This window comes from Saccharothrix sp. NRRL B-16314, assembly GCF_000716595.1.
In the GTDB taxonomy this organism is placed as follows: domain Bacteria; phylum Actinomycetota; class Actinomycetes; order Mycobacteriales; family Pseudonocardiaceae; genus Actinosynnema.
Map to the genome: position 1 here is coordinate 371066 of NZ_JNXC01000003.1, position 23602 is coordinate 394667.

Below are 23602 nucleotides of genomic sequence, written 5' to 3' on the forward strand. Positions count from 1 at the left end.
TGGCGCACCTTCCCCGGCGCCAGGTCCGACGGGCGGGCGGGGACCTGACGACACCCGAACTTTTCGTTGTGTGAGGGGGGACCATCCAGGGAGGGGACATGGTGGAGCCAGCGCGGCACGTGCCGGTGCTGCTCGGCCGCGTCCTCGAACTGCTGGCCCCGGCGTTGGCCGATCGGGACGCGGTGTTCGTGGACTGCACGCTCGGCCTGGGCGGGCATTCGGAGGCGGTCCTCCAGGCGCACCCGCGGGTGCGCCTGATCGGGCTGGACCGCGATCCGCAGGCGATCGAGCTGTCGCGGCGGCGGCTGGCCCCGTTCGGTGATCGCGTGGAGTTCGTGCAGACCACGTACGACGGGATCGCGGACGCGGTCGGCGGCACGAAGGTCGACGGGATCCTGATGGACCTGGGCGTGTCCTCGTTGCAGCTGGACGCCGAGGAGCGCGGGTTCGCGTACTCCAAGGACTCGCCGCTGGACATGCGGATGAGCGCGGGCACCGGGATGACGGCGGCCGACGTGCTGAACACGTACCCGGTCGACGAGCTGACCAGGATTTTGCGCGACTACGGCGAGGAGCGGTTCGCCCGCAAGATCGCCGGCGCGGTGGCGCGGGAACGCGAGCGCGAGCCGTTCACGGACAGCGGGCGGCTGGTGGAGCTGCTCTACGACGTGGTGCCGGCGGCGACCCGGAGGACGGGCGGCCACCCGGCGAAGCGGACGTTCCAGGCGTTGCGCATCGAGGTGAACCAGGAGCTGGAGTCGCTGCGGCTGGCGCTGCCCGCCGCGTTGTCGGTGCTGGCCGTCGGCGGGCGGATCGTCGTGGAGTCCTACCAGTCGCTGGAGGACCGGATGGTCAAGCGGGCGTTCACCGCGCTGGCCACGTCCACGTCGCCGCAGGACCTGCCGGTCGAGCTGCCCGGCCACGGGCCGCAGCTGCGGCTGGTGACCAGGGGCGCCGAGCAGGCCAACGAGCAGGAGATCGAGGACAACCCCAGGGCCGCCTCGGTGAGGCTGAGGGCGGCGGAACGCATCCGGGAGGCGACATGACCGCACCGGCACGGACCGGCGGGGGCGTGCCGTCCCGGGCCCGGGACGCGAAGCCCCGTGAGCGCGCGCTGAAGGCCGTGCCGGCGGAACGCCGTCGGTCGGCCGCGGTGGAACGCGCCTACGCGCGGCGGGCGCAGCGCGGTTCGGCGTCGCGCGGCCCAGCGGTGACGCGTCAGCCCGTGGTGGCGCCCAAGGCGCCGTTCGTGGTGATGGTGATGGTCGTGCTCGGCGTCGGCATCGCGGCGATCATGTGGCTGTCCACCCAGGCGACGGCGGACTCGTACCGGCTGCAGGACGCGCGGGCCGAGGAGACCAGGCTCGCCCGGCAGGTCGAGCAGCTGCGGCAGGAGGTCGCGTTGGCCGAGTCGCCGCTGAACCTGGCCGAGGCCGCGGCGAAGCTGGGGATGCTCCCGGCGGGCGACCCGGCGCGGCTGCGCAAGCTGCCGGACGGGACGGTCGAGGTGTACGGCAAGCCGTCCGCGGTCCAGCCCCCGCCGCCGCCCGTGACGTCGACGCCGGCCCCGCCTCCGGCCGGGACACCTGCCCAGAACCCGCCGGCGCAAGACCAGCCTGCACAGAACCCGCCGACGCAGAACCCGCCGGCTCAGAACGAGCCGACGCAGAACCCGCCGGCTCAGAACCAGCAGGTCCAGAACCCGCCGGCCCAGACGACCCAGCCGGACCAGCAGCAGCAGACACCGCCCGCCGGCCAGGCCACCCAGCCCGCGGCGGGTGCGGAACAGTCGGTACCAGGAGGTCGGTGATGCCGGGGCCAAGCCGAGGCAGGCCCGTGCGCCGCCCGTTGTCCGTCCGGGGGCCCGCCCCCAAACGACGGCGCGGCAACAGCCGGGTCCGCCTCACGGTCGGCCGGCTGCTCCTGGTGGGCGCCCTGGTCGCCGCGGGCATCAAGCTCGTGCACGTGCAGGGCTTCCAGGCCGAGGCGCTGTCCGCGCAGGCCGAGCAGCAGCGCGCCACGCCGATCGACATCCCGGCCGAGCGCGGCTCGATCCTCGACCGCAACGGCAAGCAGTTGGCGTTCAGCGTCGAGGCGCGGGCGCTCTACGCCGTGCCCCAGCTGATGCGCCGGACGTGGGCCAAGGAGCTCGAGGCCAAGCCGAACATCGGCAGCTTCGAGGACCGGATCGCGGCCATCGCGGAGTTCATCGAGCAGACGCTGGGCCCCGAGGTCAACGGGCAGAAGTCCGACCGGGACACGATGCTCGCCAAGCTGTCGAAGGACACCACGTACGTCGAGCTGGTCGACAACGTCGACCCGGGCAAGGCCGCCGTGATCACGGAGAAGTACGCCGACATCGGCTCCGAGTACCGGGCCGTGCGGGTGTACCCGAACGGCGAGCTGGCCTCGAACATCATCGGCGCGGCGAACTGGCGCAGGGACGAGGAACCACCCGCCACGCACGGCCTGCTGGGGTTGGAGATCGCGCAGGACAACCTGCTCGCCGGCAGCAACGGGCGCCGGGTCGTGGACACCATGCAGGGCAACGACGACGTCGTCATCCCCGGGCCGGGGCGGTCGCGCGAGCTGGCCGCCGCCACACCGGGCAAGAGCCTCGAGCTGACGTTGGACGTGGACACCCAGTACGCCTTGCAGGGCATGGTGAAGGAGTACACGGCCAGGACGGCGGCGCGCAGCGGGTCCGCGGTGGTGCTCGACACCCGGACCGGCGAGATCCTGGCGATGGCCAACGACAAGACGTTCGACCCGTACGACTTCGGCAAGGCCTCCGAGGACCAGTTGCGCAACATCGCGGTCACGTCGGTGTTCGAGCCGGGTTCGGTGAACAAGATCGTGACGGCCGCGACGGCCATCGAGGACGGCGTCTTCCAACCGGACAGCGTGCTCCAGGTGGACGGCAGCATCAAGGTCGCCGACCGGGTGGTCGGGGACGCGTGGGACCACGGTCGGCTGGACATGACGTTCACCGGCGTGTTCGCGAAGTCCTCCAACGTCGGCACGCTGATGACGGCGCAGAAGATCGGGCCGGACCGGTACTACGACATGCTGCGGAAGTTCGGGCTCGGCGAGCGGACCCAGTCCGGGCTGCCCGGCGAGGAACCGGGTTTCGTGCCGCCGCTCAACCAGTGGTCCGGGTCGACGTTCGGCAACCTGCCGATCGGGCAGGGCCTGAGCATGACGCTGCTCCAGATGACCGGGATGTACCAGGCGATCGCGAACGACGGTGTGCGCATCCCGCCGCGCATCGTGCGGGCCGAGGTGTCGGCCGACGGCGGGCGCAAGGAGATGGGTCCGCCGCAGAGCGAGCGGGTCGTGTCGCCGCAGACGGCGAAGACGGTGCGGGAGATGTTCCGGGCGGTGGTGCAGAACGCGCCGGGGCAGACCGGCACCGGGCCGTCGGCGGCGCTGCCGGGCTACCAGATCACCGGCAAGACGGGGACGGCGCAGCAGATCGACGCCAAGTGCGGCTGCTACAGCAACTCGCAGCACTGGATCACGTTCGCCGGCATCCTGCCCGCCGACAACCCGAGGTTCGTCGTCGGCATCATGATGGACAACCCGACCGTGGGCCCGCAGTCCGCCGCGCCGCTGTTCCACGACATCGCGTCGTACCTGTCGCAGCGCTACCAGGTGCCGTTGTCCGCGGAGCAGAGCCCGATCGTGCCGCTGGTGCTCTGACCGGCGCCGGTCACGGCACCACAGTGCTCCACGCGCCTTCCGGGTGGTCTTCGCTGAGGGCCTGACCCGAGGCGCTGTTCCAGCTCGACGTGACCCCGAAGGTGACCGCCGCCCCCACCGCTGTCACCCCGTTCCGCTGGAGGTCGGCCGCCGGATCGTCCGGCCGGCTGAACAGCCCACCGGCCGACGCCACGTTCCGGCGTGCGAAACCGAGGGCGCCGGGGTGCACGTCGGTGGGGTAGAAGCGCGCTTCACCGTGCATGGTGAACCTGCCTCGCGTGCTGTCCTCGACCTGGTCGCCGGCCGGGATCAGCGACGTGAGGGCGAACGTGTCCAGGCTCCCGTCCTGGCCGAAGCCGCCCTTCGGGCCGACCGTCCACAGCTCCCAGTAAGCGGTGTCGCCGGCGTTGACGGTCGCATTGGGGTCCTTGACGTAGTCGTCCAACGCGCTGCCCGAGAGCGGTGTCCAGACGCCGTCCCCGTCGTGCTTCTCCACGTCGAACCTGCGGGTCACCCGCTGGATGATCACGCCCCGCACCGGGTTGGCCACTTTCCACCGGCGACGGCGCGCGAAGTTGCCGCACAGCCCCTCATCGCCTTCCGCTTCGACCGTGGCGGTCAGCACGGGATCAGGCGCGGCGACCTGGGCGGGCGTGGCGGCGCCTGACACCTCGGCGTTCTCGGCGGCCTTGGCGGCGCTGCGGGTGTTGGGCGCTCGTTGCACCACCGGATTCCGGTGCACGGCCTCGGCGCGCCGTTCGCCGGCCAGCATGGTCGTGACCGCCTGGTTGCCCACGCTGCGTTGCAACGCCATGACCGCGTCCACGCCGTGCGCAGGCTCCCGCGCGGACCGCAGCTCCGTCGAGTCGGCCCGTGCCCCGGTGGCCCGCCGTTCCCGGTCCGCGTCTCGCTGCTGCCCTGGTGCCCGCATCGGCCCTCCAGTCCGACTTCCGGAAGACTGCCACCGTACGGACGTGCGTCCGGCGGCAACGAGGCCCGCCAGGGCACGCCAAGGGCAGACGTGTTGCCCCTGGGACCACGACATCCGGCCGTGCCGACCGGGGAAGGGCGAGAGGCTGTGACGAACCCCCAGCACCGGTCCGGAGTGGACGTGCCGGGTGACCACTCTCCGTACGCCGGTAGCCTTCCGCGCGTGCCTGCCAAGCTCGAGGGCAAGGTCGCGACCGCTCCGCCTCGCCCTTCCCGCACCCAGCCCGTCGCCGTGTCCGAACTCGCCACGACGGTCGACGCGCACCTCACCGCACCCGACCGGGCACATGTCCAGGTCGGCGGCGTGACGCTGCGCGCTCAGCACGTCCGACCGGGAGACCTCTTCGCCGCGCTGCCGGGCACACGCGTGCACGGAGCCGACTTCGCCGCCCAAGCCGTGGAGAACGGCGCGGTGGCGGTGCTGACCGACGCGCGCGGCGCGGAGAAGGTCGACGGGGTGCCCGTGCTGGTGCACCCGGACCCCCGCGCCGTGCTCGGACACCTCGCCTCCCGCGTCTACGGCCACCCGTCGACCAGGCTGAACGTGTGGGGCGTGACCGGGACGTCCGGCAAGACCACCACCAGCTACATGATCGACTCGGCGCTCCGCGCGGCCGGTCGCGCCACCGGGCTCATCGGCACGGTCGAGACGCGCGTCGCCGATCGCCGCCTCGACAGCGCCCTCACCACGCCCGAGGCCCCTGACCTGCAAGCCCTGCTGGCCGTGATGCTGGAATGCGGCACCACAGACGTCACCATGGAGGTCTCCAGCCACGCGCTGCGCCTCGGCCGGGTGGGTGGCGTCGGATTCTCCGTCGGCGCGTTCACCAACCTCTCCCAGGACCACCTGGACTTCCACCCCGACATGGAGGACTACTTCCGGACCAAGGCCGAGCTGTTCGACGGCCGGGCCCGCACCGAGGTGGTCTGCGTGGACGGCGAGTGGGGTCCCCGGCTGGTCACGGGCGACACCGTGACGGTCGCCACGACGAAACCGGCCGACTGGACGTCCTCCGACGTCACCGTGTCGGCGACCGGTGAGCAGGGGTTCACCGCGCACGGCCCGGACGGCGTCACGATCGACGTCGAGCTCAGCCTCCCCGGTGACTTCAACGTCGCCAACGCCCTCCTCGCCATCGCCTGCCTGCACTCGCAGGGCGTCCCGACCGGCGCCATCCGCGAAGGCCTGAAGAACGTCCAGGTCCCCGGCCGGATGCAGCGCGTCGACGAAGGCCAGGACTTCACCGCCGTCGTCGACTACTCGCACAAGCCCGCCGCCGTCGCGCTCGCCCTCCAGGCGGTCCGCGCCCGCGCCACCGGCCGGATCATCACCGTCCTGGGCTGCGGCGGTGACCGCGACACGGCCAAGCGGCCCCTCATGGGCGAGGAAGCGGCCCGGCGCAGCGACGTCCTGGTCGTCACCGACGACAACCCGCGCAGCGAGGACCCGGCGGACATCCGGTCGGCCATGCTGCGCGGCGCGCTGGCCGTGCCGGACGGCGAACGCGGCGAGGTCGTGGAGATCGGCGACCGCCGCGCCGCCATCGAGCACGCCGTGTCCCTCGCCCGCACCGGCGACGTCGTCGTGATCGCGGGCAAGGGCCACGAGACCGGCCAGGAGGTCGCGGGCGTCGTGCACCCGTTCTCCGACGTGGACGCACTGACGAACGCGATCCGGGGAGCCGTCAAGTGATCCAGCTGAGCCTCGCCGAGATCGCCGAGGCGGTCGGCGGCAAGCTGCACAACGCCACCGGCGCCGAGGTGGTCACCGGCACCGTCGAGTTCGACACCCGCAAGATCACGGCCGGCGGCCTGTTCGTGGCGCTGCCCGGTGAACGGGTCGACGGCCACGACTTCGCCGCCCAGGCCGTCGGGCAGGGTGCGGTCGGCGTCCTGGCGGGCCGTGAGGTCGACGCGCCCGCCGTCATCGCGCCGCCCGTCGAGCAGTCCTCGGGCAAGGCCTACGTGCTGTCCGGCGACACGGACGGCGCGGGCGCGGCGGTGCTCGCGGCACTGGCCAGGCTCGCCCGCCACGTCACCGACCGGCTCGAGAACCTGACCGTGATCGGCGTGACCGGCTCGTCCGGCAAGACGTCGACCAAGGACCTCATCGCCCAGGTCCTGGCGCCGCTCGGCCCGACCATCGCGCCGCCCGGGTCGTTCAACAACGAACTCGGCCACCCGTGGACGGCCCTGCGCGCCGACGAGACCACCCGGTTCCTGGTGCTGGAGCTCAGCGCCCGCGGCGTCGGGCACATCGCCGAGCTGTGCCGGGTCGCCCCGCCGCGCGTCGGCGCCGTGCTGAACGTCGGCAGCGCCCACGTCGGCGAGTTCGGCTCACGGGAGGGCATCGCCCAGGCCAAGGGCGAGCTGGTCGAGGCGCTGCCGGAGGACGGCATCGCGATCCTGAACGCCGACGACCCGCTCGTCGCGGGCATGGCCGGGCGCACGAAGGCCAGGGTCGTGCTGACCGGCGAGAACCCGAACGCCCACGTCCGCGCGACGGACGTCGAGCTGGACGAGCAGGCCCGCGCCCGCTTCACGCTGGTCACGCCCGTCGGCGAGGCGACCGTCCGACTCGCCGTCCACGGGCCGCACCAGGTCGGCAACGCCCTCACCGCCGCCGCGATCGCCCTCGAACTCGGCGCGACGCCGGAGCAGATCGCGCAGAGCCTCGGGAACGCCGAACGGGTCTCCGCGCATCGCATGGCGGTCTCCGAACGTCCTGACGGTGTGACGATCGTCAACGACGCGTACAACGCGAACCCGGAATCGGTGCGCGCGGCCCTGAAGTCGCTCGCCACCATCTCCAGGGCCACCACGCCCGCCCGCCGGAGCTGGGCGGTGCTGGGCCCGATGGCCGAACTCGGTGCGGACTCGATCCGCGCGCACGACGAGATCGGACGGCTCGCGGTCCGCTTGGACATCAACAAGCTGGTCGTGGTCGGTCAGGACGCCCGCGCGATGCAGCAAGGGGCGCACCTGGAAGGATCATGGGGAGAAGAAGCGATTTTGGTGCCCGACGTGACGGCGGCCGTCGAGCTGCTGCGCGACCAGGTGCGGCCCGGTGACGTCGTCCTGGTGAAGGCATCCAACTCATACGGCCTGTGGCGGGTTGCCGAGGCTCTCCTGGAGGCGGTCAGCAAGTGAAGAGCATCCTCATCGCGGCGGCCATCGCGCTGATCGCGTCGATCATGCTGACGCCGTACCTGATCAAAGTCTTCTCCCGTCAGGGTTTCGGCCAGGAGATCCGCGAAGAAGGCCCGCAGAGCCACAAGACCAAGCGCGGCACGCCCACCATGGGTGGCGTCGCGATCCTGGTCGCGATGTGGGCCGGCTACCTGGGCTCGCACCTGGTGAACTCGATGTCGGCGTCCGCGCAGGAGCAGACGCCGAGCGCGTCCGGCCTGCTGGTGCTGATGCTGACCACGTCGCTCGGCCTGGTCGGCTTCCTGGACGACTTCATCAAGATCCGCAAGCAGCGCAACCTCGGCCTGAACAAGACCGCGAAGCTGGTCGGCCAGTTCCTCGCCACCATCGTCTTCGCGATCCTGGTCATGCAGTTCCCCAACAAGGACGGGTTGACGCCCGCGTCGGTGAACCTGTCGTTCGTGCGCGACATCGCCGTGGTGTCGTTCGGCGTCGTGGGTTTCGTGGTGTTCTGCTACGCCGCGATCAGCGCCTGGTCGAACGCCGTGAACCTGACCGACGGCTTGGACGGTCTGGCCGGCGGCACGTCCGCGATGGTGCTCGGCACCTACGTGGTGATCAGCTTCTGGCAGTTCCGCTACAACTGCTCCAACCTGCTCGTGGCCGGCTGCTACGACGTGCGCGACCCGCTGGACCTGGCCGTGGTCGCCGCCGCCGCGATGGCCGGCTGCATCGGCTTCCTGTGGTGGAACGCCGCGCCCGCCAAGATCTTCATGGGTGACACGGGTTCGCTCGCGCTGGGCGGTCTCGTGGCCGGTCTCGCCATCACCACCCGCACCGAGCTGCTGATGGTCGTCATCGGCGGTCTGTTCGTGGTCGAGGCGCTGTCGGTGGTGCTCCAGGTCGCGGTCTTCCGCACGTCACGGCGGCGGCTGTTCCGGATGGCGCCGTTCCACCACCACTTCGAACTCGCCGGGTGGGCCGAAACCACGGTCATCATCAGGTTCTGGCTGCTCGCGGGCATGTGCTGCATGCTCGGGCTCGGCCTGTTCTACAGCGAGTGGCTGACCGCGGTCGAGAGCTGACCATGGGATTCCTCGCAGGTCGTCACGTCCTGGTCGCCGGCGCGGGCGTCACCGGCCGGTCCGCGGCGGAGGCGTTGCTGGCGGCGGACGCCGTGGTCACCGTGACCGACGGTTCGGCCGACAACCTCGCCGCGCTGGAACAGCTGCTGCCCGGCGTGACGCTGGTGCGCGGGTTGGCCGTGCCCCCTCCGGGGACCGACCTGGTCGTGACCAGCCCGGGGTGGCGCCCGTCCAGCCCGTTGCTGGTCGCGGCTGCCGCGGCCGGTGTCGAGGTGATCGGCGAGGTCGAGCTGGCCTGGCGGATGGGCCTCGAACTGGCCGACCCGCCGACGTGGCTCGCGGTGACCGGGACGAACGGCAAGACGACGACCGTCGGGATGCTGGAGTCGATCCTGCGCGCGGCGGGGCTCGACGCGGTCGCGTGCGGCAACGTGGGGTTGCCGGTGGTGGACGCGTTGCTGGCCGGGCGTCGGGTGCTGGCGGTGGAGCTGTCGAGCTTCCAGCTGCACTGGTCGCCGTCCGTGCGGCCGTTCGCCGGGGTGCTGCTGAACCTGGCCGAGGACCACCTGGACTGGCACGGGACGTTCGAGGCGTACGCGGCGGCGAAGGCCGGGGTGCTGACCGGTGAGGTCGGGATCGGCGGGGTGGACGACCCGGTGGTGGCGCGGCTCCTGACGCGGTCGCCCGCGCGGGCGCACGTCGGGTTCACCCTGGGGTCGCCGGAGGAAGGGCAGCTCGGGGTCCACGACGGGCAGTTGGTGGACCGGGCGTTCGGGGCTTCGGACACGGTGTTGCTGCCGGCGGCGGACGTCCGTCCCGGTGGGCCTCCTGGGATCGCCGACGCGTTGGCGGCGGCGGCCCTGGCCCGCGCGCACGGCGTTCCGGCTTCGGCGGTGGCGCGGGGGTTGCGCGGGTTCCGGCCGGGGGCGCACCGGGCGGTGCTGGTGGCGACGGTCGGCGGGGTGTCGTACGTCAACGACTCGAAGGCCACCAACCCCCATGCGGCGGCGGCGTCGTTGCGGTCGCACGAGAGCGTGGTGTGGGTGGCCGGCGGGTTGCTCAAGGGTGCGTCGGTGGACGAGTTGGTGTGCTCGGAAGGGCACCGGCTGCGCGGGGCGGTGTTGATCGGGACGGACCGCGAGGTGATCGCTTCGGCGTTGGCCAGGCACGCGCCGTCAGTGCCGGTGGCCGTGCTGGAAGGCGCTGACGCTGCCGACATGGAGAACGCGGTGCGCGCCGCTCGGTCCATGGCGCAGCCGGGGGATGCGGTCGTGCTGGCGCCGGCGGCGGCGTCGATGGACATGTTCAGCGACTACGCCCATCGCGGGCAGGCGTTCACCGGGGCCGTGCTGAAGCTGACCGAACAGGGCTGAACCGGTTCAACGGGACCGCTGGCCGAGGTCCGGGTAGATGCTGGTCGGGTCTTTCAGGTACGTGTGGGCGGCGTCGATCACCGGGCAGGGCCACGGGGTGCGGGTGAACCGGCCGTCGGTCCACGTCGGTGCGCAGCCGAGGCAGAGGCCGAGGATGTCGGCCTGGTGATTGCCCAGCGTGCCGCGCAGGGCCGCGATCAGACGGGGGACTTCGGTCCGTGCCACGGCGAGGACGGTTTCGTCGGCCTCGTGCGCGTCGGTCAACTCCTCGACCGCGTCGAGGTAGCCGAGCATGTCCTGGTCCAACAGGGAGAAGGCACGAGACAGCGCGTCGGAGATCATGGGGCATAAGGTGCTCCAAGCCGCCCCGATCTGCAATATCTCGCATAGGCATATCGCAAACTTCACCCGTTCGATAAGGCATATTGCCGATACAGTCGGATCATGACGCAAGGCGACACCGGTCCGGGTATCCGGCGGCGACTGCTGGCCAAGGCGCTGATCCAACTCCGCGAGCAGGCCGGCAAGAGCTTCGACGACGTGGTCGAGGCGCTGGCCTTCTCGAAGTCCAAGATCAGCCGCATCGAGGCCGGTGGCACCGGTGTGTCCATAGTGGACACCAGGGCGCTCGGCCAACTGTACGGCGCGGACGCCGACACCCTCGCTTGGCTGGAGCGACTCGCGCGGATTGCGAAGCAGCGCGGGCGCTGGCACGCCTTCGGGGACGGGTTGGTCGACTGGTTCTCGGATTTCGTGGTGCTGGAGTCCGAGGCCACGATGGTCAACACCTTCGAGATCGACCTCATCCCAGGCTTGTTCCAGACCGAGGAATACGCCGCGATGGTGCTGCGGGCCTACTCGCCCGATGTCCCGGACGAAGTGGTCCAGCGGAAGGTCGCCCTGCGGCAGACCCGCCAGCGCAGGGTCACCGATGGCTCGTTGTCGGTGTGGGCGATCGTGGATGAGGCCGCCCTACGCCGCACCACCGGCGACCGCGAAGTGGACCGACGGCAGTTGGAGCAGCTTCTCGCGGTGTCGCTGATGACCAACGTCGTCGTGCAGGTGCTCCCGTTCCAGAAGGGGCTGCACATGGCGATGGGTACCGCCTTCTCGCTGCTGCGGTTCCAGGGCTACCCGAGCATCGTCTACGTGGACAACCTGACCGGCGGCGTCTATCTGGACGAGGTTTCGGACCTGGAGCGGTATAGCCTGGTGTTGGATCACCTCCGGGCCACCGCTCTCGACGTGCGGGAGTCGGCCGAGTTCATCAAGAGGATGATCGCCGGTCTCTAGCTCGTCCTGGGAGCGCATGATGTGGTCGGAGTGGCGCAAGAGCAGCCGGAGCAACGGTGCCGGGGGCAACTGCGTGGAGGTCGCCTCGTCGGTCGACGCGTTCCGGGTCCGTGACAGCAAGAACGCGGCCGGCCCGACCCTGACCTTCACCGACCGCTCGATGGCCGCGTTCCTGACCACCGCCAAGCGGAGCGCTTTCGACCACGCCTGATCCGGTGGTGCGGGATGATGGCCCCCGAATCACATCCGGGGGTTGAGCGATGACGATCATGGCCACGTGGACCGACTTCGTACCGGGCACGGAGTGGGAGCGCGCGACGCACGAAGTCGAACTCGGGTCACGGGCCGACGTCCGGGAGTTCGTGGACCTCCTGGCCAGACCGGACACCAGCGAAGCAGTCCTCATGCACACCGAGCGCCCGCTCCTGACCAACGGGTTCACCGGCGAAGTGGGCAGTGATCACCACGTCGTCGTCGGTTTCTTCCAGGGCTTCGGCTACGTGGAGTTCACCGACTCCGATCAGGTCAGCCGGATCGTCGGCGAACCGTCGTCCCCGGCGTGGCGCACCACGGCGGGTGACCACTTCCTCCCCGGCACCGGCGTTGCGCCCGCCACGCTGATCGATCTGATCGACCAGTTCCGGACCACCGCCACCCGTCCCACCATCGTCCAGTGGCGGCCCGCTTCGGCCGGGTAGCCTGGCGTGATCATGGTCGCGATGGGCGACACGCGGCGGATTGTCGGCTTTCGCCGCCCGCAGGGGGAGACGATGGGCGCATGACTGCGGTGGACCGTACTCCGGTGGAGCGACCGCCCGGAGCGCGGCGGCGTACCGGGCGCGCGAGGCGTGCCGTCACGGTGCGGACGTCGTTGACCGCCTGGCTCGGTCGGCCGTTGGCGGATTTCCACCTGCTGCTCGCCATCTTCGGCATGTTGACCGTGCTCGGCCTGATCATGGTCCTGTCCGCGTCCGCACCGGACGCCGCGGCAGCCGGTGAGTCCGCCTACAGCGTCTTCAAGAAGCAACTGCTGTACGTGTGCGTGGGCGCGGTGGTGTTCCTCGTCGTCCTGCGCATCCCGCTGCGCACGATCCGGCACGTCAGCACGATGGCGATGCTCGTCTGCGTGATCCTGCTGGTCCTGGTCCTCACTCCACTCGGGACGATGGACTACGGCGCGCAGTCGTGGTTCAAGGTGGGACCGGTCTCGTTCCAGCCGATCGAGCCGGCGAAGCTGGCGCTGGCGCTGTGGGGCGCGCACGTCCTCGTCACCAAGCGCGCGCTGCTCGACCAGTACCGGCACCTCCTCGTCCCGGTCGTGCCGGTGGCGATGCTGGTGTTCGCGCTGGTGATGCTGCAACCCGACCTGGGCGGCACGATCACGCTCGGTGTCGTGCTGATCAGCCTGCTGTGGTTCGTCGGCGCGCCGATGCGGATCTTCGGCGTCATCGCGGTCGCCGCGGTGACGAGCGCGGTGGTGCTGGCGCTCGGCGCGGCCTACCGGCTGGAACGGGTGGAGACCTTCCTCAACCCGGAGGCGGACCCGCAGGGCAACGGGCTCCAGGCGTTGCAGGCGCTCTACGCGTTGGCCGAGGGCGGGTTCCTCGGCAAGGGGCTCACCAACGGCAGCTCGAAGTGGCGCTACCTCCCGAACGTGCACAGCGACTTCATCTTCGCCGTCATCGGCGAGGAACTCGGCTTCATCGGCTGCCTGCTGGTGCTCGGCCTGTTCGGGCTGCTGGCGGTCGTCGGCCTGCGGATCGCCGCGCGCAACACCGACCCGTGGATCCGGATGGTGTCCGCGACGCTGACCGTGTGGCTGGTCGCGCAGGCCGCGATCAACATCGGCTACGTGGTCCAGTTGCTGCCCGTCACCGGCATCACGTTGCCGATGATCTCCTCCGGCGGCACGTCCGTCGTCACCACGATGCTCGTGTTCGGCATCCTGGCCAACTGCGCGCGCCACGAACCGGAAGCGGTCTCGGCGTTGCGCAAGCTCGGCCCTGGCAGGGTCGGTGGCGCGCTGAAGCTGCCCGCGCCGGAGGCGTACAAGCCGCCACCGAAGCGCCGTCCCTCACGGCCGTCCACGCCGCCGCGCGGTCGCAAGGCCGCGCCGCCGCCCGTGGACGAGAGGCGGATGGCCGGTCGTCACGCTCCGCCGTCGGAGTACCGTCGTCGCGAATCCCGAAAGGCCGGCCAGGACCGGGACGTGCGGTCCAGGCGCCGTGACGGGCGCTAGCCGTCCGCGACGCGGTTCGCGGAGCGGTTCACCGATACGAGGAGGAAGTGCGTGACCAGGGTTCCCCAGCAGGTCGGACCGTGTGTGGTGGTCGCCGGGGGCGGCACCGCCGGGCACATCGAGCCCGCCCTGGCCCTGGCCGACGCGGTCATGCGGCTGCGGCCCGACGCGCGCGTGGTCGCGCTGGGCACCGAGCGCGGTCTGGAGAGCAGACTCGTGCCGGCCCGCGGCTACCCGCTGGAGCTGATCCCGCCGGTGCCGATGCCGCGCAAGCCGACGCCCGACCTGCTCAAGCTGCCGCTGCGGGTGCGTGCCGCGGTCCGCGACACGCGTGCGGTGCTGGAACGGGTCGGCGCGGACGTCGTGGTCGGCTTCGGCGGCTACGTCGCGCTGCCCGCGTACCTCGCCGCCCGCGGTCGGGTGCCGATCGTGGTGCACGAGGCCAACGCCAAGGCCGGTCTCGCGAACAAGGTCGGCGCGAAGTTCGCCGAACGGGTCGCCGCCGCCGTGCCCGACTCGGGCCTGACCGACGCGGAGATCATCGGCATCCCGCTGCGCTACTCGATCACCTCGCTCGACCGCGCCGCGCTGCGCGCGCAGGCCCGCGCCCACTTCGGGCTGCACCCGACCGCGCCGACGCTGCTGGTGTTCGGCGGCTCGCAGGGCGCCCGTTCGATCAACAACGCGGTCTCCGGCGCGGCCTCGGCGTTCGCGCAGGCCGGGATCGCCGTGCTGCACGCCCACGGCCCCAAGAACACGGTGGCGGTCCAGTCGGTGCCCGGTGCGCCGCCGTACGTGCCGGTGCCGTACCTGGAGCGGATGGACCTCGCCTACGCGGCGGCGGACGCCGTGCTGTGCCGGTCCGGCGCGATGACGGTGGCCGAGGTGTCCGCGGTCGGCCTGCCGGCGGTGTTCGTGCCGCTGCCGCACGGCAACGGCGAGCAGGCGCTCAACGCGGGCACCGTGGTGTCCGCCGGCGGTGGCATCCTGGTGCCGGACGACCAGTTGACGCCCGAGTGGGTCTCGGCGAACGTGGTGCCGCTCGTCGCCGACCGGAACCGGCTGGCCGCGATGACCGCCGCGACGCTGCGCACCGGCCACCGTGAAGCCGACGAGGTACTGGCCCGCATCGTGCTCGAGGTGGTCAAGAAGTGAGCGACGTCCTGGACCGGGTGCACCTGGTCGGCATCGGCGGTGCCGGTATGAGCGGCATCGCGCGCATCCTCCTGGCGCGCGGCGCGCAGGTGTCCGGCTCGGACGCCAAGGACTCCCGCACCGTGCTCGCGCTGCGGGCGCAGGGCGCGGAGATCGCGGTCGGCCACGCCGGCGCGAACCTCGACCAGCTGCCCGCCGGCCCCACCGCGGTCGTGGTGTCCACCGCGATCCGCGAGGACAACGCCGAGCTGGTCGAAGCCCGCGCGCGCGGTGTGGTCGTGCTGCGGCGTGCCGAAGCGCTGGCCGCGCTGATGCTGGACCACCGGGTGGCCTGCGTCGCCGGCACGCACGGCAAGACGTCCACGACGTCGATGCTCACGGTCGCTCTGCAACATTGCAGGATGGACCCGTCCTTCGCGATCGGCGGTGACCTCAACGAGTCCGGCGCCAACGCCCACCAGGGCACCGGCGGCGTGTTCGTCGCCGAGGCCGACGAGAGCGACGGCTCGTTCCTCTTCTTCTCGCCGTCGGTCGCGGTCGTGACCAACGTCGAGGCGGACCACCTGGACCACCACGGCACCGTCGAGGCGTACGTGGCGGTGTTCGACTCGTTCCTGGAGCGGATCAAGCCGGACGGCGTGCTCGTCGCGTGCGCGGACGACCAGGGCGCGGCGGCGCTGGCCGAACGGGCCGCGAAGCTCGGCATCCGGGTCCGCCTGTACGGCCGCTCCGCTTCCGGCCCCGGCTCGGCCCGGCTGCTCGACTACCGGCCCGAGGACGGCGGCAGCCTGGTCAAGGTCGAACTGGACGGCGACGAGGTGCTGGACGTGCGGGTTTCCGTGCCCGGCGAGCACATGGCGGGCAACGCGCTCGCCGCCCTGGTCGCCGCGCTGGAACTGGGCGCGGACCGGGAGGGCGTGCTGGCCGGCCTGGCCGCGTTCGGCGGCGTGCGCCGGCGGTTCGAGTACAAGGGGCAGGCCGCGGGCGTGCGGGTGTACGACGACTACGCCCACCACCCGACCGAGGTGTCCGCCCAGATCGCCGCCGCCCGGCCGGTCGCCGGTGACGGCAAGCTGGTCGTGGTCTTCCAGCCGCACCTGTACTCGCGGACCAGGCTGTTCGCGGAGGAGTTCGCCGCGGCCCTCGGCCTGGCCGACGCCGTCGTGGTGCTCGACGTCTACGGCGCGCGCGAGCAGCCGGAGCCCGGTGTCACCGGCGCGCTGGTGTCCGGCCTGGTGTCGCTGGACGTCGGCAAGGTGTTCTACGAGCCGTCGTTCGACCGGGTGCCCGCGCTCGTCAAGAGCCTGGTCGGCGAGGGCGACCTGGTCGTCACCATGGGCGCGGGCGACGTCACGATGCTCGGCCCGGAGATCGTCGGGGAGCTTGATCGGACATGAGTACGACGGCGTCGCGTCGCCGCCCGGCCACCGCCTCCGGCCCGGACTCCCGCTCGGCGCCGCGTCGACGCGCGCCGCGCGGCAGGCCACGCCGTCCGGTGCGGCGGCCGTACCAGCGCGCGGTGATGCGGCGCCGGCTCATCGCGATCCTGATCATGGTCACGGTGACGGCGGTCGTCGGCACGGTCTGGTTCACGCCCGTGCTCGGCGTCCGCGCGGTCGAGGTGCGCGGCGCGGTCAACCTGACCGCGGACGAGGTCCGCGAGGCCGCCGCGGTCGAGGCGGGCACGCCACTGGTGCGGGTGGACGTCCACGCCGTCGACGCCAGGGTCCGCGAACTGCCCCGGGTCGCCGGGGTGCACGTCGAACGGCTGCCGCCCGGCACCCTGCGGCTCACCGTGGACGAGCGCGAACCGGTCGGCGTGATCAACTCGCCGGACGGCGCGCACCTCGTGGACGCGACCGCCAAGGACTACGCCACCGTGACCGGACCGCCGTCCGGGCTGCCGGAGCTGAGGGTGGGGCCGGACGCGCTCGCCGCCGCGATCGGCGTGATCACGCAGCTGCCCGAGGCGTTGCGCCGTGAAGTGCTGATCGTGACCGCGGACACGCCGTCGGACGTCAGGGTGACGTTGAGCGCCGGTCGGGAGGCCCGCTGGGGTTCGTCCGCCGACACCCCGCGCAAGGCCGCCGTGCTGGAAGTCCTGATGACCCGGAAGGGTTCCGTGTTCGACGTGTCCAGCCCGGAACTGCCGACGGTGTCCTGAGATCGGTGTGGTGAATCCCGCCACACCGGTCCACGGTGGAAGTCGATCGCTCCGCCCGCGCCCGGCGGTGATACTTCGCGGATGACGCAGACGCCGGTGGACAACCGGATCGAACTTCCTTTCACCGGCGACGAACGCACCCTGCTGTGCGGATTCCTGGACTACCTGCGCGGCACGATCGAGCTGAAGTGCGCCGGTCTGAGCGACGAGGACGCCCGGCGATCCCTGCTCCCGTCGCAGCTCAACACCGCTGCGGGCATCGTCAAGCACCTGCGCTGGGTCGAGCACTTCTGGTTCGACGTCGCCCTCGCCGGACGGCCCAGCGCGGCCCCGTACACCCGGGAGGATCCGGACGCGGACTGGCGCGTCGAGCCGGGTGAGACGATCTCACTATTGATCGACGACTACGCTGCGCAGTGCACGGCGAGTCGCGAACTCGTCGCGGGCCTCGACCTCGACCACGAGGTGGCGTTCCGCGGCGACAAGGTGCTTTCCGTGCGCTGGGTGCTGATCCACATGATCGAGGAAACGGGTCGGCACGCGGGGCACCTGGACGTGGTGCGGGAACTGCTCGACGGGGTGACCGGAGAGTAGAGACCGCTCACCCGGTCAGGACACAACACGGCGTGGCTGCTGGACCGAGGCATTCCCGATGCATAACGTCCAGCAGGAACATACGGGGTTGACATAACTCTGAACCTCTGGTTGAGAGTTTCAATCCGGGTGGAGATCCGTCCGGGCTGTGACACCGGTGGTCATCCACTCCAGCACATGAGCACGGACACGATCAGGAAGGCGGACCGATGACGCCCCCGCACAACTACCTCGCGGTGATAAAGGTCGTCGGCATCGGCGGTGGCGGTGTCAACGCCGTCAACCGCATGATCGAGGTCGGGCTCAAGGGTGTCGAGTTCATCGCGGTGAACACCGACGCCCAGGCGCTGCTCATGTCGGATGCCGACGTGAAGCTCGACATCGGCCGCGAACTCACCCGCGGCCTGGGAGCCGGCGCCAATCCCGAAGTCGGCCACAAGGCCGCCGAAGACCACCGCGAGGAGATCGAGGAAGTCCTCAAGGGCGCGGACATGGTGTTCGTGACCGCCGGCGAGGGCGGCGGCACGGGCACCGGTGGCGCGCCCGTGGTGGCCTCGATCGCCCGCAAGCTCGGCGCGCTGACCATCGGTGTGGTCACGCGACCGTTCTCGTTCGAGGGCAAGCGCCGCGCCAAGCAGGCCGAAGACGGAATACAGGCCCTGCGCAACGAGTGCGACACCCTCATCGTGATCCCCAACGACCGGCTGCTCCAGCTCGGCGACATCGGCGTCTCGCTGATGGACGCGTTCCGCTCGGCGGACGAGGTGCTGCTGTCCGGTGTCCAGGGCATCACCGACCTGATCACCACCCCCGGTCTGATCAACCTCGACTTCGCCGACGTCAAGTCGGTCATGTCCGGCGCGGGCAGTGCCCTGATGGGCATCGGCTCGGCGCGTGGCGAGGGGAGAGCTGTCCAAGCCGCCCAGAAGGCGATTAACTCGCCGCTGCTGGAAGCGTCGATGGAGGGTGCGCACGGCGTGCTGCTCTCGATCGCCGGTGGCAGCGACCTCGGGCTGTTCGAGATCAACGAGTCGGCTTCGCTGGTGCAGGAAGCCGCGCACCCCGACGCGAACATCATCTTCGGCACGGTCATCGACGACTCGCTCGGTGACGAGGTCCGTGTGACGGTGATCGCGGCGGGTTTTGACAGTGGCGGGCCGACGCACAAGAAGCTGGAGCCACAGGCTCTGTCCAGCCCGCCGCGAGGCACCCCGGTGGCAACCGCCACCGCGGGTCAGGTCAACCACACCCAGCCGGAGCAACACCAACAGCTGCAACCCGTGCAGCACCAGCACCAGCAGCCGCACCAACAGCCCGTGTCGCAGCAGGTGTCGCAGCACGTGGACCAGCAGCCCCCGGTCGTGCCGCCCCGTCCTGTCGTGCCGCAGCAGCAGCCCGGCCAGGGCAACGGCCAGTCCCCGTACGGGACGCCGCAGCCGACCATGCCGAGGTCGCTGACGCCGGGGCTGCAGGGGAACACCGGCGGCACGTTGCCGAGCCGGGCCGTTCCGGTGACCGACGACCCCGACGACGAGGTCGACGTGCCCCCGTTCATGCGCCGCTAACCACCCGCGTGAGTCCTACGTTCAGAACACCCGAGTCCTACGTTCAGAACACCCGAGTCCTACGTTCCGAACCCCCGAGTTCAACGTTCAGAACACGGGCGGCCGTCCAGAGCCGTCCTGAGCGTTGAACTCGGGGTACGCGAACGTAGGACTCACGCGTTCTGAACGTAGGACTCGCGTGTTCTGAACGTAGGACTCACGCGTTCTGGGTGTAGGACTCACTGGGGTGCGGGGTCTGGGAAGCTTGGGGTGTGCGCATCCGTCGTGTCGTGACCACCCGTGAAGGTGGCGTGTCCAAGCCGCCGTACGACTCCTTCAACCTCGGCGACCACGTCGGTGACGACCCGGCCGCCGTCACGGCCAACCGGGAGCGGCTGGCCGAGGGCATCGGGCTCGGACCGGAACGCCTGGTGTGGATGGAACAGGTGCACGGGCGGACCGTCGCCGTGGTCGACGGACCCGTCGACGAGCCGCTGGAGGCCACCGACGCCGTCGTCACCGCCCGCGAACGGCTGGCGCTGGTGGTGCTGACCGCGGACTGCGTGCCGGTGCTGCTCGGCGACCCCGAGGCGGGCGTGATCGGCGCCGTCCACGCCGGACGCGTCGGCGCACGTGTCGGCGTCGTCCCGTCGACCCTGGACCGCATGGTCGAGCTGGGTGCCCGGAAGGACCGGATCGAGGTGCTGCTCGGCCCGTCCGTCTGCGGCCAGTGCTACGAGGTGCCCGCCGCGATGCGCGCCGACGTCGACAAGCACCTGCCCGGCAGCGCGTCGAAGACCAGGTCCGGCAAACCCGCGCTGGACCTGCGGGCCGGTCTCTGGCAGCAACTCGCGGACGCGGGCGTCGGCAGGCTCGGCCTGGACCCGCGGTGCACGTTCGAGGAGAAGTCGTTGTTCAGCCACCGCCGCACTCCGGGGACGGGGCGGCTCGCGGGCGTCATCTGGATGGAACCGTGAACCGGCGCGAAGAGCTGGCCCTGTCGCTGGCCGAGGTCAGGGAGCGGATCGCCGCGGCGTGCGCGGCGGCCGGCCGCTCGCCGGACGAGGTGGACCTGCTGGCCGTCACGAAGACGTTCCCGGCCGAGGACGTGGCGATCCTGAGCGACCTCGGGCTGACCGACTTCGCCGAGAACCGCGACCAGGAGGCCAACCGCAAGACGGCCGAGTTCGCGGGGCTGCGGCCGGGCGCGCCCGCGAAGTGGCACATGGTCGGCTCGCTCCAGCGGAACAAGGCGAAGTCCGTCCTCCGCTGGGCGCACCGGATCGACACGGTCGACTCGGTCCGGCTCGCCGACGCCATCGCCAAGGCCGCGGTCGAGCCGGTGGAGGTGCTGATCCAGGTCAGCATCGACGGCGACGAGGCCCGCGGCGGTCACCCGATCGGTGACCTTCCGCGACTGGCCGATCACATAGCACTATCGAGTGAACTTCTCCTGCGGGGTGTGATGACCGTCGCACCCCTTGGGATGTCTCCAGAGGTGGCGTTTGCCTCTCTATATGAAGCGGTAACCCGCTTGCGGGACGATCATCCCGATGCCACCGTGATCTCGGCGGGGATGAGCGGTGACCTTGAGGACGCCATCGCGCGGGGATCCACCTGCGTGCGTGTCGGAACAGCGTTGCTGGGCAGCCGGAGGCTAGCCTCGCCGTAACTGTCCGGAACCTCTGGGACGGCCGCGACGTCCTTCGGGTAGGGATCTCGGCGGAGGAAGGGCTCAAGCCATGAGCGGGTTTCACAAGCTGAAGGCCTACTTCGGGATGGTTCCCGCCGAGTACGCCGACGACCCTGCCGCCTACGAGGAGGACCGCCGCTACGCGGACTACCGGCCCGAGTACACGGATTCGGAGGAGTACGAGCCCTACCCCGAGCAGCGGACCGCACGTCGTCGTTCCTTCAACGGCTACCGCGCCGAGCTGGACGAGGCGGACGACTTCGAGCCGGAGCGCGGCGCTCGTCCACGGCGTTCGTGGAGCCCCGAGACGCAGGGCGCGCTGGCCGTCGAACCGCAGCGTGAGCCCGTCGGCAGGCTGCGACCCGCGGCCGACCCGCCGAGCCACCCGCTGGGCCGCATCACCACGCTGCACCCGCGCAGCTACAACGAGGCGCGGACCATCGGCGAGCACTACCGCGACGGCACGCCGGTGATCATGAACCTCACCGACATGGACGACGCGGACGCCAAGCGGCTGGTCGACTTCGCCGCGGGGCTCGCGTTCGCCCTGCGAGGTTCAATCGACAAGGTGACGAACAAGGTGTTCCTTCTCTCACCGCCGAACATCGACGTGACGGCTGAGGACCGGAGGCGCCTCGCGGAGGGCGGGTTCCTCAACCAGCCCTGAGTGATGGCACAGTTGACGCTGTGGATGCCCTCTGGCTCGTGGTCTACTACGTGTTGTTCTCGTTCTGGCTGCTGCTCACGGCGCGTGTCGTCGTGGAACTCGTTCGTAGTTTCGCCAGAGGATGGCGGCCTGCGGGCGGTGTCGCGGTGGCGCTTGAGACCGTCTACACCGTGACCGATCCCCCGGTCCGGCTGCTGCGTCGGATCATCCCGACGGTGCGGATCGGGGGCATCGGACTGGACTTGTCCATTATTGTGCTGTTGCTGGTCGTTATCATTCTGATGCGAGTAGCCGATCCCAGGTGAGGGGACCAGGGATGTCCACAGCCCAGGAGTGCGTGAGGTGATCTGATGCCGTTGACCCCCGCGGACGTGCACAACGTCGCGTTCAGCAAGCCGCCGATTGGCAAGCGGGGCTACAACGAGGACGAGGTGGACGCGTTCCTCGACCTGGTTGAAGGCGAGCTCGCTCGCCTGATCGAGGAGAACAACGACCTGCGCCAGCAGGTCGAGCAGCTCGACCAGCAGGTCGAGACCGCGCGTGCCGACCTCGAAGACGCCCGGGCGAAGGTTGCCGCGGGTGTCGGCCCGAGCCGTGTCGTCGACGAGCCGCGCAGGCTCGCCCCGGTGCCGCCCCCTTCGGCGCTGGAGCAGACCGCTCCCGGTGGCGGCGGCGGTGGTGGCGACCACCACGTGCAGGCCGCCAAGGTCCTGGGCCTGGCCCAGGAGATGGCCGACCGGCTCACCGGTGAGGCCAAGGCCGAGGCCGACGGGATGCTGTCGGAGGCGCGGACCAAGTCCGAGCAGCTGTTGTCCGAGGCGCGGTCCAAGGCCGACACGATGGTCAACGAGGCGCGCACGCGTGCCGAGACCATGCTCAACGACGCGCGAACCCGCGCCGAGACGCTGGAGCGGCAGGCCCGCGAGAAGGCCAGCGCGCTCGACCGCGACGCGCAGCGCAAGCACGCCGAGGTGATGGGCAACATCACCCAGGAGAAGAACACGCTCGAGAAGCAGATCGACAAGCTTCAGACGTTCGAGCGCGAGTACCGCACCCGGCTCAAGACGATGCTCGAGTCGTCGCTGCGCGACCTCCAGGACCGGGGTCCTGCCGCGCCGTCCGACGGGCGTCAGCAGGGTGGCTACTCCTTCGGGGCACGCGCCGAGGCCGGCTGATCGGCGTTGCTGATCTAGTCTGCTGGACGTGCTCTACATAGTCCTGCTGTTGGTGCTGGCAGCCCTGGGGTTGCTCGTGCCCGCGCTGACCAGCGCCCAGACCTATTGGGCGTGGTTGTCCGTGGGTGCGAGCGGGGCCGCTGCGGTGGTCCTCGTGCTCGACTGGTGGCTTCGTCACCGGTCGGGCGCCCCGGCTGCCGGCACCGGCACTGTTGATCATCAGGTTACCGTTGGTGATCATCAGGGCGGGACGGGGGTCGAAGACGCTCCGGGGCCACCTGACCAGGCAGAAGTCGAGCCTGGCGAGGAGGACACGGACGCCGGCGACGCCCTCGTCGTGAGCGAGCTCACCCACGAGGTGCGGGTGCTGGACGAACGTCCCCGCTACCACCTCGCCGCGTGCCCTTGGCTAGCGTCACGGGCGTCTCTGGGCCTGCCGGTCAACGAGGCCCGCCAGCTCGGCTTCACGCCGTGCGCGGTGTGCCGCCCGGACTCCAGCCTCGCGGCCGAGAAGCGGGCCGACGCCGAGCGCCCCACCCCCTGACCCCCGCGTGCCCTTCGCACGGGTACCGCTCGTCTCGGGGAAAAGCGGTTTGCGTGCTTCGGCTACCCTGGGAGGTAGCAAGGCGTTGATCCGGCCATCACCGGGGAGCCTCCGGAAGAACGGGCGCGAGCCCTAGTAGAACCGGACGGGAGCGGCCCGTCACAGCCGTAGAAGAGAGGCCAGTGCCTTCGCGCCCTGGCAAGCGGGGTGGTACCGCGGTGCGCCGTGACCGGC

Annotated in this window: 24 protein-coding genes; 22 read left to right on the forward strand and 2 right to left on the reverse strand. The window is 70.8% G+C overall.

Annotated elements, in window-relative coordinates:
- Positions 1-98: 98 nt before the first annotated feature.
- The 3 genes from rsmH to OQ02_RS08830 are packed head-to-tail and all read left to right on the forward strand — an operon-like array spanning position 99 to position 3702.
- A complete protein-coding gene (gene rsmH, locus OQ02_RS08820) occupies positions 99-1046 on the forward strand; it encodes a 16S rRNA (cytosine(1402)-N(4))-methyltransferase RsmH (protein ID WP_033437748.1) in 948 nt (315 codons plus the stop codon).
- Positions 1043-1810 (forward strand): hypothetical protein, encoded by a 768-nt coding sequence (locus OQ02_RS45625; protein ID WP_033437749.1) that lies wholly within the window; start codon positions 1043-1045, stop codon positions 1808-1810. Before rsmH ends, OQ02_RS45625 begins: the two co-directional genes overlap by 4 nt.
- Complete coding sequence (locus tag OQ02_RS08830; RefSeq protein WP_033437750.1) at positions 1810-3702, forward strand: peptidoglycan D,D-transpeptidase FtsI family protein; 1893 nt, start codon at positions 1810-1812, stop codon at positions 3700-3702. Before OQ02_RS45625 ends, OQ02_RS08830 begins: the two co-directional genes overlap by 1 nt.
- Positions 3703-3712: 10 nt before the next feature.
- Here the strand turns inward: OQ02_RS08830 and OQ02_RS40805 are convergent, their stop codons facing one another.
- Positions 3713-4633 carry a hypothetical protein gene (locus OQ02_RS40805; RefSeq protein WP_051772052.1) on the reverse strand — a complete coding sequence of 307 codons (921 nt, stop codon included), beginning with the start codon at positions 4631-4633 and terminating at the stop codon, positions 3713-3715.
- Positions 4634-4855: 222 nt separating this feature from the next.
- On the opposite strand from OQ02_RS40805, the gene OQ02_RS08840 reads away from it, so the two are divergent.
- The 4 genes from OQ02_RS08840 to murD are packed head-to-tail and all read left to right on the forward strand — an operon-like array spanning position 4856 to position 10300.
- Complete coding sequence (locus OQ02_RS08840; RefSeq protein WP_033438008.1) at positions 4856-6385, forward strand: UDP-N-acetylmuramoyl-L-alanyl-D-glutamate--2,6-diaminopimelate ligase; 1530 nt, start codon at positions 4856-4858, stop codon at positions 6383-6385.
- On the forward strand, positions 6382-7842 hold the full coding sequence (locus OQ02_RS08845; protein WP_033437751.1) for a UDP-N-acetylmuramoyl-tripeptide--D-alanyl-D-alanine ligase: 1461 nt from the start codon (positions 6382-6384) through the stop codon (positions 7840-7842). The genes OQ02_RS08840 and OQ02_RS08845 overlap by 4 nt, the downstream gene beginning before the upstream one ends.
- Positions 7839-8927, forward strand: a complete 1089-nt coding sequence (mraY, locus tag OQ02_RS08850) for a phospho-N-acetylmuramoyl-pentapeptide-transferase (RefSeq protein WP_033437752.1) — start codon at positions 7839-7841, stop codon at positions 8925-8927. Before OQ02_RS08845 ends, mraY begins: the two co-directional genes overlap by 4 nt.
- A gap of 2 nt (positions 8928-8929) precedes the next feature.
- Positions 8930-10300: a UDP-N-acetylmuramoyl-L-alanine--D-glutamate ligase gene (gene murD / locus OQ02_RS08855; protein WP_033437753.1), complete on the forward strand. Its 1371-nt coding sequence runs from the start codon at positions 8930-8932 to the stop codon at positions 10298-10300.
- Between the two features lie 6 nt (positions 10301-10306).
- Here the strand turns inward: murD and OQ02_RS08860 are convergent, their stop codons facing one another.
- On the reverse strand, positions 10307-10642 hold the full coding sequence (locus OQ02_RS08860) for a hypothetical protein (protein ID WP_033437754.1): 336 nt from the start codon (positions 10640-10642) through the stop codon (positions 10307-10309).
- 102 nt (positions 10643-10744) lie between these two features.
- On the opposite strand from OQ02_RS08860, the gene OQ02_RS08865 reads away from it, so the two are divergent.
- The 15 genes from OQ02_RS08865 to OQ02_RS08935 all read left to right on the forward strand — a co-directional run bounded on the left by OQ02_RS08865 (position 10745) and on the right by OQ02_RS08935 (position 23368).
- Positions 10745-11593 (forward strand): helix-turn-helix domain-containing protein, encoded by an 849-nt coding sequence (locus OQ02_RS08865; protein ID WP_033437755.1) that lies wholly within the window; start codon positions 10745-10747, stop codon positions 11591-11593.
- A gap of 16 nt (positions 11594-11609) precedes the next feature.
- Positions 11610-11804 (forward strand): DUF397 domain-containing protein, encoded by a 195-nt coding sequence (locus OQ02_RS08870; protein WP_442973584.1) that lies wholly within the window; start codon positions 11610-11612, stop codon positions 11802-11804.
- 49 nt (positions 11805-11853) lie between these two features.
- Positions 11854-12291, forward strand: coding sequence for an Imm1 family immunity protein (locus tag OQ02_RS40810; protein WP_051772053.1), 438 nt, complete (start codon positions 11854-11856; stop codon positions 12289-12291).
- Between the two features lie 80 nt (positions 12292-12371).
- Positions 12372-13832 carry a putative lipid II flippase FtsW gene (gene ftsW / locus OQ02_RS08880; RefSeq protein ID WP_051772054.1) on the forward strand — a complete coding sequence of 487 codons (1461 nt, stop codon included), beginning with the start codon at positions 12372-12374 and terminating at the stop codon, positions 13830-13832.
- Positions 13833-13883: 51 nt separating this feature from the next.
- Positions 13884-14987 carry an undecaprenyldiphospho-muramoylpentapeptide beta-N-acetylglucosaminyltransferase gene (murG, locus tag OQ02_RS08885; RefSeq protein WP_033437757.1) on the forward strand — a complete coding sequence of 368 codons (1104 nt, stop codon included), beginning with the start codon at positions 13884-13886 and terminating at the stop codon, positions 14985-14987.
- Positions 14984-16384 (forward strand): UDP-N-acetylmuramate--L-alanine ligase, encoded by a 1401-nt coding sequence (murC, locus tag OQ02_RS08890; RefSeq protein ID WP_033437758.1) that lies wholly within the window; start codon positions 14984-14986, stop codon positions 16382-16384. The genes murG and murC overlap by 4 nt, the downstream gene beginning before the upstream one ends.
- Positions 16381-17151, forward strand: a complete 771-nt coding sequence (locus tag OQ02_RS08895; RefSeq protein ID WP_033437759.1) for a cell division protein FtsQ/DivIB — start codon at positions 16381-16383, stop codon at positions 17149-17151. Before murC ends, OQ02_RS08895 begins: the two co-directional genes overlap by 4 nt.
- Before the next feature lie 81 nt (positions 17152-17232).
- Entirely contained in the window at positions 17233-17745 is a 513-nt protein-coding gene (locus OQ02_RS08900) for a DinB family protein (RefSeq protein ID WP_033437760.1), read from the forward strand.
- 209 nt (positions 17746-17954) lie between these two features.
- A complete protein-coding gene (gene ftsZ / locus OQ02_RS08905; protein ID WP_033437761.1) occupies positions 17955-19310 on the forward strand; it encodes a cell division protein FtsZ in 1356 nt (451 codons plus the stop codon).
- A gap of 251 nt (positions 19311-19561) precedes the next feature.
- Positions 19562-20266, forward strand: coding sequence for a peptidoglycan editing factor PgeF (gene pgeF / locus OQ02_RS08910; RefSeq protein WP_033437762.1), 705 nt, complete (start codon positions 19562-19564; stop codon positions 20264-20266).
- Positions 20263-20961, forward strand: coding sequence for a YggS family pyridoxal phosphate-dependent enzyme (locus tag OQ02_RS08915; protein WP_033437763.1), 699 nt, complete (start codon positions 20263-20265; stop codon positions 20959-20961). The genes pgeF and OQ02_RS08915 overlap by 4 nt, the downstream gene beginning before the upstream one ends.
- Positions 20962-21031: 70 nt before the next feature.
- Complete coding sequence (locus tag OQ02_RS08920) at positions 21032-21649, forward strand: cell division protein SepF (protein WP_033437764.1); 618 nt, start codon at positions 21032-21034, stop codon at positions 21647-21649.
- Between the two features lie 20 nt (positions 21650-21669).
- Positions 21670-21954, forward strand: a complete 285-nt coding sequence (locus OQ02_RS08925) for a YggT family protein (RefSeq protein ID WP_033437765.1) — start codon at positions 21670-21672, stop codon at positions 21952-21954.
- 45 nt (positions 21955-21999) lie between these two features.
- Positions 22000-22824: a DivIVA-like cell division protein Wag31 gene (gene wag31, locus OQ02_RS08930; protein WP_033437766.1), complete on the forward strand. Its 825-nt coding sequence runs from the start codon at positions 22000-22002 to the stop codon at positions 22822-22824.
- 28 nt (positions 22825-22852) lie between these two features.
- A complete protein-coding gene (locus tag OQ02_RS08935; RefSeq protein WP_033437767.1) occupies positions 22853-23368 on the forward strand; it encodes a hypothetical protein in 516 nt (171 codons plus the stop codon).
- The last annotated feature ends 234 nt before the right edge of the window (positions 23369-23602 follow it).

Excerpts from the sequence above, each read along its gene's own strand:
- rsmH (WP_033437748.1), top strand. The coding sequence starts at position 99 with ATGGTGGAGCCAGCGCGGCACGTGCCGGTGCTGCTCGGCCGCGTCCTC.
- OQ02_RS45625 (WP_033437749.1), top strand. The coding sequence starts at position 1,043 with ATGACCGCACCGGCACGGACCGGCGGGGGCGTGCCGTCCCGGGCCCGG.
- OQ02_RS08830 (WP_033437750.1), top strand. The coding sequence starts at position 1,810 with ATGCCGGGGCCAAGCCGAGGCAGGCCCGTGCGCCGCCCGTTGTCCGTC.
- OQ02_RS40805 (WP_051772052.1), bottom strand. The coding sequence starts at position 4,633 with ATGCGGGCACCAGGGCAGCAGCGAGACGCGGACCGGGAACGGCGGGCC.
- murD (WP_033437753.1), top strand. The coding sequence starts at position 8,930 with ATGGGATTCCTCGCAGGTCGTCACGTCCTGGTCGCCGGCGCGGGCGTC.
- OQ02_RS08860 (WP_033437754.1), bottom strand. The coding sequence starts at position 10,642 with ATGATCTCCGACGCGCTGTCTCGTGCCTTCTCCCTGTTGGACCAGGAC.
- OQ02_RS08865 (WP_033437755.1), top strand. The coding sequence starts at position 10,745 with ATGACGCAAGGCGACACCGGTCCGGGTATCCGGCGGCGACTGCTGGCC.
- OQ02_RS08870 (WP_442973584.1), top strand. The coding sequence starts at position 11,610 with ATGATGTGGTCGGAGTGGCGCAAGAGCAGCCGGAGCAACGGTGCCGGG.
- OQ02_RS40810 (WP_051772053.1), top strand. The coding sequence starts at position 11,854 with ATGACGATCATGGCCACGTGGACCGACTTCGTACCGGGCACGGAGTGG.
- ftsW (WP_051772054.1), top strand. The coding sequence starts at position 12,372 with ATGACTGCGGTGGACCGTACTCCGGTGGAGCGACCGCCCGGAGCGCGG.
- OQ02_RS08895 (WP_033437759.1), top strand. The coding sequence starts at position 16,381 with ATGAGTACGACGGCGTCGCGTCGCCGCCCGGCCACCGCCTCCGGCCCG.
- OQ02_RS08900 (WP_033437760.1), top strand. The coding sequence starts at position 17,233 with ATGACGCAGACGCCGGTGGACAACCGGATCGAACTTCCTTTCACCGGC.
- ftsZ (WP_033437761.1), top strand. The coding sequence starts at position 17,955 with ATGACGCCCCCGCACAACTACCTCGCGGTGATAAAGGTCGTCGGCATC.
- OQ02_RS08920 (WP_033437764.1), top strand. The coding sequence starts at position 21,032 with ATGAGCGGGTTTCACAAGCTGAAGGCCTACTTCGGGATGGTTCCCGCC.
- wag31 (WP_033437766.1), top strand. The coding sequence starts at position 22,000 with ATGCCGTTGACCCCCGCGGACGTGCACAACGTCGCGTTCAGCAAGCCG.